At 73.7% G+C, this 7,105-nt stretch carries 6 protein-coding genes; 1 reads left to right on the top strand and 5 read right to left on the bottom strand.

Going from position 1 to position 7,105, the window contains the following annotated elements; translation table 11 throughout:
* Window positions 1-9: 9 nt before the first annotated feature.
* The 5 genes from ACWEN3_RS37320 to ACWEN3_RS37300 form a co-directional block, all read right to left on the bottom strand.
* Window positions 10-2,589 carry a SpoIIE family protein phosphatase gene (locus ACWEN3_RS37320; RefSeq protein ID WP_452980426.1) on the bottom strand — a complete coding sequence of 860 codons (2,580 nt, stop codon included), beginning with the start codon at window positions 2,587-2,589 and terminating at the stop codon, window positions 10-12.
* Between the two features lie 273 nt (window positions 2,590-2,862).
* Complete coding sequence (locus tag ACWEN3_RS37315; RefSeq protein ID WP_452980423.1) at window positions 2,863-3,291, bottom strand: ATP-binding protein; 429 nt, start codon at window positions 3,289-3,291, stop codon at window positions 2,863-2,865.
* Between the two features lie 151 nt (window positions 3,292-3,442).
* The gene (locus tag ACWEN3_RS37310; protein ID WP_452980428.1) at window positions 3,443-3,853 is read right to left on the bottom strand and encodes a (deoxy)nucleoside triphosphate pyrophosphohydrolase; all 411 of its coding nucleotides are present in this window, start codon (window positions 3,851-3,853) and stop codon (window positions 3,443-3,445) included.
* Window positions 3,854-3,892: 39 nt separating this feature from the next.
* A complete protein-coding gene (locus tag ACWEN3_RS37305) occupies window positions 3,893-4,084 on the bottom strand; it encodes an SPOR domain-containing protein (protein ID WP_452980420.1) in 192 nt (63 codons plus the stop codon).
* Between the two features lie 372 nt (window positions 4,085-4,456).
* Entirely contained in the window at window positions 4,457-5,209 is a 753-nt protein-coding gene (locus ACWEN3_RS37300; protein ID WP_452980417.1) for a GntR family transcriptional regulator, read from the bottom strand.
* Window positions 5,210-5,830: 621 nt separating this feature from the next.
* Here ACWEN3_RS37300 and ACWEN3_RS37295 point away from each other — a divergent pair.
* A complete protein-coding gene (locus tag ACWEN3_RS37295; RefSeq protein ID WP_452980414.1) occupies window positions 5,831-7,060 on the top strand; it encodes a serpin family protein in 1,230 nt (409 codons plus the stop codon).
* Window positions 7,061-7,105: the final 45 nt, after the last annotated feature.

The raw sequence follows: 7,105 nt of genomic DNA, 5'->3' as shown, positions 1-7,105 counted from the left end.
GATACCAGGTCAAGCAAGCCTCCATGCGAATTCCCTAGCGTTGGTCCCAGGCGTACGACTTGTTCCATGGCTGTTCAGGAGATGCGTATGGAGCAGCCCCCGGCCGCCCTCGTCGGTGTCCCGCGCCCGTCGGCGCCTGGGCTGCACAAGACCGGAGTCCCACACCTCGCACACCAGCGTCCGGTCCAGCAGCAGCCGTAGCCTGATCTCCCCCTCGCCGTACCGCAGGGCGTTGGTCACCAGCTCGCTGACCAGCAACTCCGCGGTGTCGACGAGCGGTTCGAGATCCCAGCTGAGCAACTGTCCACGGGCGTACTCCCGGGCCCGGCCCACGCTGCGCGGCTCGCGCGGCAGCGTCCAGTCGCCGACGGACTCGGCGGGCAGGCCCTGGACCCGGGCCATCAGCAGGGCGATGTCGTCCTCGCCGTGGTGGGTGTCGAGGGTGTTGAGGACGTGGTCGCAGACGTCCTCGAGGTCGCGGTGGGTGTCGGCGCGCAGCGCCGTCGTCGCGGGGTGGTGGCCGGGGGCCGGCTGGGTGAGCGCCCCGACGAAGGCCTGCAGCCCCTCGTCCAGGGGATGGTCGCGCGACTCGACCAGGCCGTCCGTGTAGAGCGCGAGCAGCGCGCCCTCGGGGAGTTCGACCTCCACCTCCTCGAAGGGCTCGCCGCCCACCCCGAGCGGCATGCCGGGCGGCACGTCCAGCATCAGGGCGGCCTCGCCGGGCTCGACCAGGACCGGCGGCAGATGGCCCGCGTTGGCGAACGTGCAGCGTCTGGTCACCGAGTCGTACACCGCGTACACGCAGGTCGCGAGGTACACCTCGGACAGGTCGGCGTCGCGGGGCTGACGGGCCGTACGGGTGGCCTGCTGGACGCCGCCCGGGGTGCCGAGCCCCCGCGCGATCTCGTCCAGCGCGGACAGCACCTCGGCCGGCTCCAGATCGAGCAGCGCCAGCGTGCGGACGGCGGTGCGGAGTTCGCCCATGGCCACCGCGGCCCGCAGCCCCCGCCCCATCACGTCGCCGACGACCAGCGCCGTACGGTGTCCGGGGAGTTCGATGACGTCGAACCAGTCGCCGCCGACCTCGGTCGCCGCGTTCCCGGGCAGATAGCGGCACGCGATGTCCAGCCCGGACGCCTCCGGGTCGCCGGGCGGGAGCAGGGACCGCTGCAGTATCAGCGCCCGTTCGTGTTCCCGGCGGTACAGGCGCGCGTTGTCGATGCAGACGGCGGCCCGCGCGGCCAGCTCCACCGCCAGCTCCCGGTCCCGCTCGCCGAACGGCTCGCTGCCCTTGGTCCGCGCGAACCGGGCGAGGCCCACGACCGTGTCGTGGGCGACCATCGGCACCGCCAGCGTGGACTGCACGAGGCCGCCCTCCTCGGCGGGCACGTGCTGCGGGCGGGCGGTGCGCAGGGCGTCCGCGCAGGGCGAGTTGAACGGGAAGTGGTGGACCGCGCCGACCGCGACGGGCTCGTCGGAGCCGCTGAAGGGCGCGTCGGAGACGGCGCTGGCGAAGGCGACGCGGCGCAGTTCGGCGCTGCCGTCGGCGCGGCCGGGCGGGGTCTCGTCGCCGGTCAGCAGCCCCTGGTAGAGGTCGACGGTGGCGAGGTCGCAGAAGCCGGGGACGACGACGTCGAGTAGTTCCCGGGCGGTGGTCTCCAGGTCCAGGGAGTTGCCGATCCGGGCGCCCGCCTCGTTGAGCAGCGCCAGGTTGCGCCGGGCGGCCGCGGCCTCGCGGGCGGCGGCGCGGCGGGCGGTGATGTCGGTGCCCAGCCAGGCGATGCCGATGGGCCGGCCGCTGCCGCTGTGCACGCGGTAGAGGTTCACGGACCAGTGCCGGCGCTCCTCCGAGCCCGGGACGAAGCCCGTGACATGCATGTCGGTGATGGACTCGCCGCTCTCCAGCACCCGCCGCAGGGTGGCCGAAACCCGCTCGGCCTCGCCGCGGAGCAGATAGTCGTGAACTCCCTTGCCCCGGTGGTCGTCCGGGGTTCCGCCGAAGATGGAGGCGAACCGCTGGTTGGCCCGACGGACCCTCAGGTCGGTGTCGATCAGCAGGAACCCGAACGGAGACTGGCCGAAAATCGCCTGCGAGGCGGCCAGGTCGGTCTCGATGCTGCGCAGCGTGCGGACGTCCACCACGATGCAGACGGCGGCCTTGTCGCCCTCGGCGGTGCGGGTGGGCATCACATAGACCTCGGCCAGGCCCTCCTCGCCGCGCCTGCCGTCCTCGTCGTCCGGGATCCGGAACGGCACCACGCCGGTCCACTCCCGCCCGTCGAGAATCTCGGCCATCTTTCGCTGGCCGCGCTCGCGCTGGTCGGGGTCGATGAACGCCTCTATGGGGTCCACGCCCACGGCGCGCGCGGCGGAGATGCCGAAGAGCTGCTCGGCGCGCAGGCTCCACTGGTCGACCAGACCACCGGGGTTGATGGAGAAGGACGCCACCTTGATGTAGTCGTACATCGAGCCGGGCGGGCTGCTCTGCCACATGGCGTCACCGGGTACCGCCGCGCCCTGCGCGGTCTGGCCCCTCGCGCCGTCCGACGGGTCCTCGGACTCCGTGGCCTTCGCTGGTATCTCGCTCACGCGAACCGTCCCCTCCAGCTCACCGCGTCCGGCACCGGTCACCGGAGGCGGCTGCCCGCAGTATCCAGCACTACGGCGCCGCACGACACGGTGTTCACGATCACAGCTCGGTCCAGCACTTTTTCGGACCGGTCCGTGACAACACTTCCACTCTTCTAACCAGGGAACACGCCGTCGAACCACAGACTGCGCAGCGGGTCCCGTCAGGACCCGGGCGGTTGACGGCGCACCGGCGGATGCACACCCCCCTCGGCGGCTCGCGGCCGCCCCGCCTCACCCCGGTACCGCGAGTTCGAACCAGACGGTCTTTCCGTTCACTCCGGGGCGGGTGCCCCAGCGGCGCGAGGAGCCGGCGACCAGTTGGAGTCCGCGCCCGCTCTCGTCCTCGGGCCGGGCGACGCGCTCGCGCGGCGGATCGGGGAGCGGGTCGGAGACCTCCACCCGCAGGGTGCCGTCGAGACGGGCAGGCCGTACCAGCCGTACGCCGATGGGGCCGGTCGCGTGCCGAAGGGAGTTGGTGACGAGTTCACTGACGAGCAGCGCGGCGAGATCGGCGACGCTGTCGAGGCCCCAGCCGTGCAACTGGCCGCGGACCGCGGTGCGGGCGGTGCGCACGGCACCCGGGTCCGCGGAAAAGGTCCACTCGACGCAGTCGCCGTCGGTGTCGATCACGCCGATCACTTCCCAGGACAGCGAGCCCACCCATGTCTGGTTTCGTGGGGTTAATGGGCACATACCCGATATCCGGTGGGCAGTACCGTCCAGGAGGGCGCACTGTGGCACGAACGGCGTACGCGGGGGCGGCGGACGGCGGCACCGGGGCGACGGCAGCGGCGCGGGGGCGGATGCGGACTCAGTGGGCGCCGGTGGCGAGGCGCGCGGCGATCTCCCGCACGGCGGCCACGTCCTGGTCCAGCCAGGGCACGTCCCACAGCTCGGCAGGGGTCAGCCAGCGCAGCTCGTCGTGGTCCTGGAGGGGCCGGGGCGCTAGCGAGCCGGGGCGCAGCCGGGCGGTCCACACCCACAGGACGTACGGCTCCCGCAGCGGCCACTGACCGGGGACGCGCTCGACGGTCTCGGCGTCCACGCCCAGTTCCTCGCGCAGTTCGCGCACCAGGGCGTCCTCGGGGCGCTCGCCCGTCTCGACCTTGCCGCCGGGCAACTCCCAGCGCCCGGCCAGTTCGGCGGGCGCGCTGCGGCGCGCGGCGAGCAGGCGGCCGCCGTCGAGCAGGGCGGCTCCCACCACCACGGTCCGTTCCGTCATCGGCGTCATGGGTCGGAGCCTACGGGAGCGCGGGGCCGGTCAGTTGTGGGCGCCGTCCCCGTTCTGCCCGATGCGCTCGACCCAGTAGAGCTGCCTGTGGCCGCGGTCGTCGAGACTGTCGGCGATCTTCTGGGCCTCGGCCCGTGTCGCGTACCGGCCGACGCGGTAGCGATTGCCGTTGTCGTCCTGCCGTATCACGATCCAGGGCAGGGAGACAGTGCCCTCACTCATCGCCCCCACCGTCCTCGTCACCCGTTCTGGCATCGCCCCACCCCCACCGAGCCCCGCCTGAGGAAACCGCAATCCGCATATGCCCGAGCGTACGCCCAACCTTCACGGAGCGAATACGCCTTTTCACAAAGAGGTACGCAACCAGCCAGAACGCCGGGGGCGCACGGGACCGAATGCGCCGTCGGAAGCGCTGTTGCCTCGCATCGGGGGCATATCGGGGGGACCAGGGGCCACCTGCGAAAACGGCCGGAATCCAACGGCGGTCCGGGGCCCGGTCGCGACCGGGGGCCGGGGACACCCCACAGAGCGCCGGCCCGGGGTGTGCGCTACCTCACCGGAGGGGCGCACACGCAGGGGCCGGAGGACCTGCCGTCATCTCACGGGCAGGTGGTAGGCCACCCGGTACCGGTCGGCGGGGATCACCACGTCGGCGGTCTCCACCGGGCGGCCGGAGGCGTAGTACGTGCGCTGGACGACCAGCACCACATGGCCGGGGACACCGCCGAGCACGTGCAGTTCCTCGGCGAGGCCGGGGCGGGCGCCGACCTCCTCGGTGACGTTGTCCACGATGACGTCGATGGCCCGCATGCGCTCGACCACGCCCATGCCGCCGAGCGGCCCCTCCTCCGGCAGCATCACCGGGGTGCGGCCGGTGACGGCGAGGGGCTCCCAGGAGGTGGAGAGCATCATCGGCTCGCCGGCCTCGCGGTACAGGTACTTGGTGCGCATGACACGGTCGCCGACCTGGATCCCGAGCCGCTCGGCAAGGGCGACCCCGGCCTCGGCCTGCTCGCTGCTGGACTCCCAGGTGCCGCGCGCCGAGGCGTCGGCCTGCTCCTGCCGGAAGGGCGTGGCGCCGCCGGACGGGCGGTAGCCGGAACGGGCCACCCGCCGGGGCACGGGCCGCTCGCGCACATACGTCCCCGAGCCGGAGCGGCCCTCGACCAGCCCCTCGGCCATCAGCACCTTGCGGGCCTCCAGGGCGACCGTGTCCGAGACGCCATACTCCTCGCGGATGCGGGCCTGTGAGGGGAGCCGGGTGTGGGGTGGCAGCGAACCGTCGACGATCTTCTTGCGGAGATCACCCGCGACACGCAGATACGCCGGCTGCTCACCGAAAGTCACTGGCCGCTCCCATCAGATTGTACAGACAGCAACAGCGTGGCAACCGTGGGTTGGGCCAGGCAAGTAAAGGCCAGAGAATCACTCGAAGTGATGACAAGCGCCGGGTGAGGGCTTTACCCAGGCATTTCTCCCCCGTATAGGTGCCCCCTCACACCTCCACGCCCGGTCCCCGGGGGTGGCCGCGGCCGGTCGCCCGGCGCGTTGGTGCACTCCCCCTGGACTCCCGAGGCGCTCGCGCCGTCGCGTGCGCCGTCCCTGACTCCCTGCCAGAAGCCGTGGGCACCGCCCGTCGCGAGCAGCGGCGCGATCGGCCCGAGGGAGGCGACGGCGAAGCCGCTGACCCGCGCCGGCCGGTTGTCCGGGCGGTGGTTTCGCGTCCACGGCCGGTACGGCCAACCCGCACGGGACCCCGGGCTGTTGGGGGAACGACGGCGGCGCGCACGGCCCCCGGGGGTCCGCCCGCGATGGCCGATACGGCCCTTGTGGCTGATGGGGGCCGGGAGGCGGGGGCATGGACACCGGTAACGTGCTCCTGAGGCAGGGGGCGGCAGCCTGGACCGGCGGCCGGACTGACATACGACCGCGCATGGCAAGCGGGGCACGACTCGGGGGCGGAGCACGATGGAAAGCAGGGTGGGCGACACGGTCGTCCGGGCGGTGAACGGACTGACCGCGCGCTGGGCGCAGGCCCTGCCCGAGGGCACGGTCTTCTCGGGGCCGGGTGTCTGGCCCCTGCTGGCCTTCCTGGCCGACGGCGCGGCGGGCCCGGCGCGGGCGGAGCTGGCCGGGGCGCTCGGGGTGCCCGCCGAGCAGGCGGCCGGTGCCGCGCGGGAGTTGCTGGCGGCGCTGGGGTCGGCGTCCGGTCTGGACGCCGCGCTCGGCCTGTGGACGCACCGGGGGCTGGCGCTGCGGGAGGAGTGGCGGGCCGGGCTGCCGGCCGGCGCCCACGGGGTGTTCGGGGACGACCTCGTCACCGCGCAGGAGCGGCTGGACGCCTGGGCGGCCGAGCGGACCGGCGGACTGGTCGAGCGCATGCCGGTGACGCTGACCCGGGACGCGCGGATGGTGCTGGCCGGCGCGCTCGCGCTGCGCACCACCTGGCGGCAGCCCTTCACGGAGCTGCCGCTCAGGCCGGACGCCGGCCCCTGGCAGGGCCGCACCCTGCGCGGGCTGCACCGGCGCAGCGTACGGCCGGACCGGGTGGGCGTGACGGGCACCCCGCACGGCTTCCTCACCGCGCTGACGGTGCCCGGCGACAACGGGATCGACGTCCATCTGCTGCTCGGCGAGGAGCACATGACGCCGGGCCAGGTGCTGGCCGCCGGGGTGGACGTCGTACAGCGCACGCTGGCGCTCACGCCGGGCGGCGCCCTGCCGCGCGGGCACGTCGGCCCGGGCCTGCACGTGGAGCAGCAGCCGGCCGTCGCCCCGGAGCCGACGACGCTCGACGTACGGACGGTGGCGTACGAGGTGCGCGCCGACCACGACCTGCTCACGTCGGCGGCCCTGTTCGGCCTGACGGCGGCGACGGACCCGCGGCTCGGCCACTTCCCCGGTGTGAGCGCCTACCCGCTGACCGTCGGGGAGGCCCGCCAGTCGGCGGTGGCCCAGTTCGGCGCGGTCGGCTTCAGCGCGGCCGCGGTCACGGCGGTGGTGACGGCGCCGGGCGGCTCGCCGCCCCAGTACCGCTACGAGACCACGGTCGTCAGGGTCGCCTTCGACCGCCCCTTCGGCTTCCTCGCCGTCGACCGGGAGTCCCGGCTGGCGCTGGTGGCGGGCTGGGTGACGGAACCGGCGCCCTACCCGGTGCGCGGCTTCGCGGGCGTCACCCCGCCGGCCCCGGCCCCCTGACGCGAGGAGGGCGGCCGCCCGCGGCAGCCGCCCTCTCCCGTCCAC

The organism is Streptomyces sp. NPDC004561 (genome assembly GCF_053602155.1).
Note: the sequence above shows the minus strand (reverse complement) of the source record. Positions and strands in the feature narration are given on the sequence as shown.

Excerpts from the sequence above, each read along its gene's own strand:
- ACWEN3_RS37310 (WP_452980428.1), bottom strand. The coding sequence starts at position 3,853 with ATGACGGAACGGACCGTGGTGGTGGGAGCCGCCCTGCTCGACGGCGGC.
- ACWEN3_RS37305 (WP_452980420.1), bottom strand. The coding sequence starts at position 4,084 with ATGAGTGAGGGCACTGTCTCCCTGCCCTGGATCGTGATACGGCAGGAC.
- ACWEN3_RS37295 (WP_452980414.1), top strand. The coding sequence starts at position 5,831 with ATGGAAAGCAGGGTGGGCGACACGGTCGTCCGGGCGGTGAACGGACTG.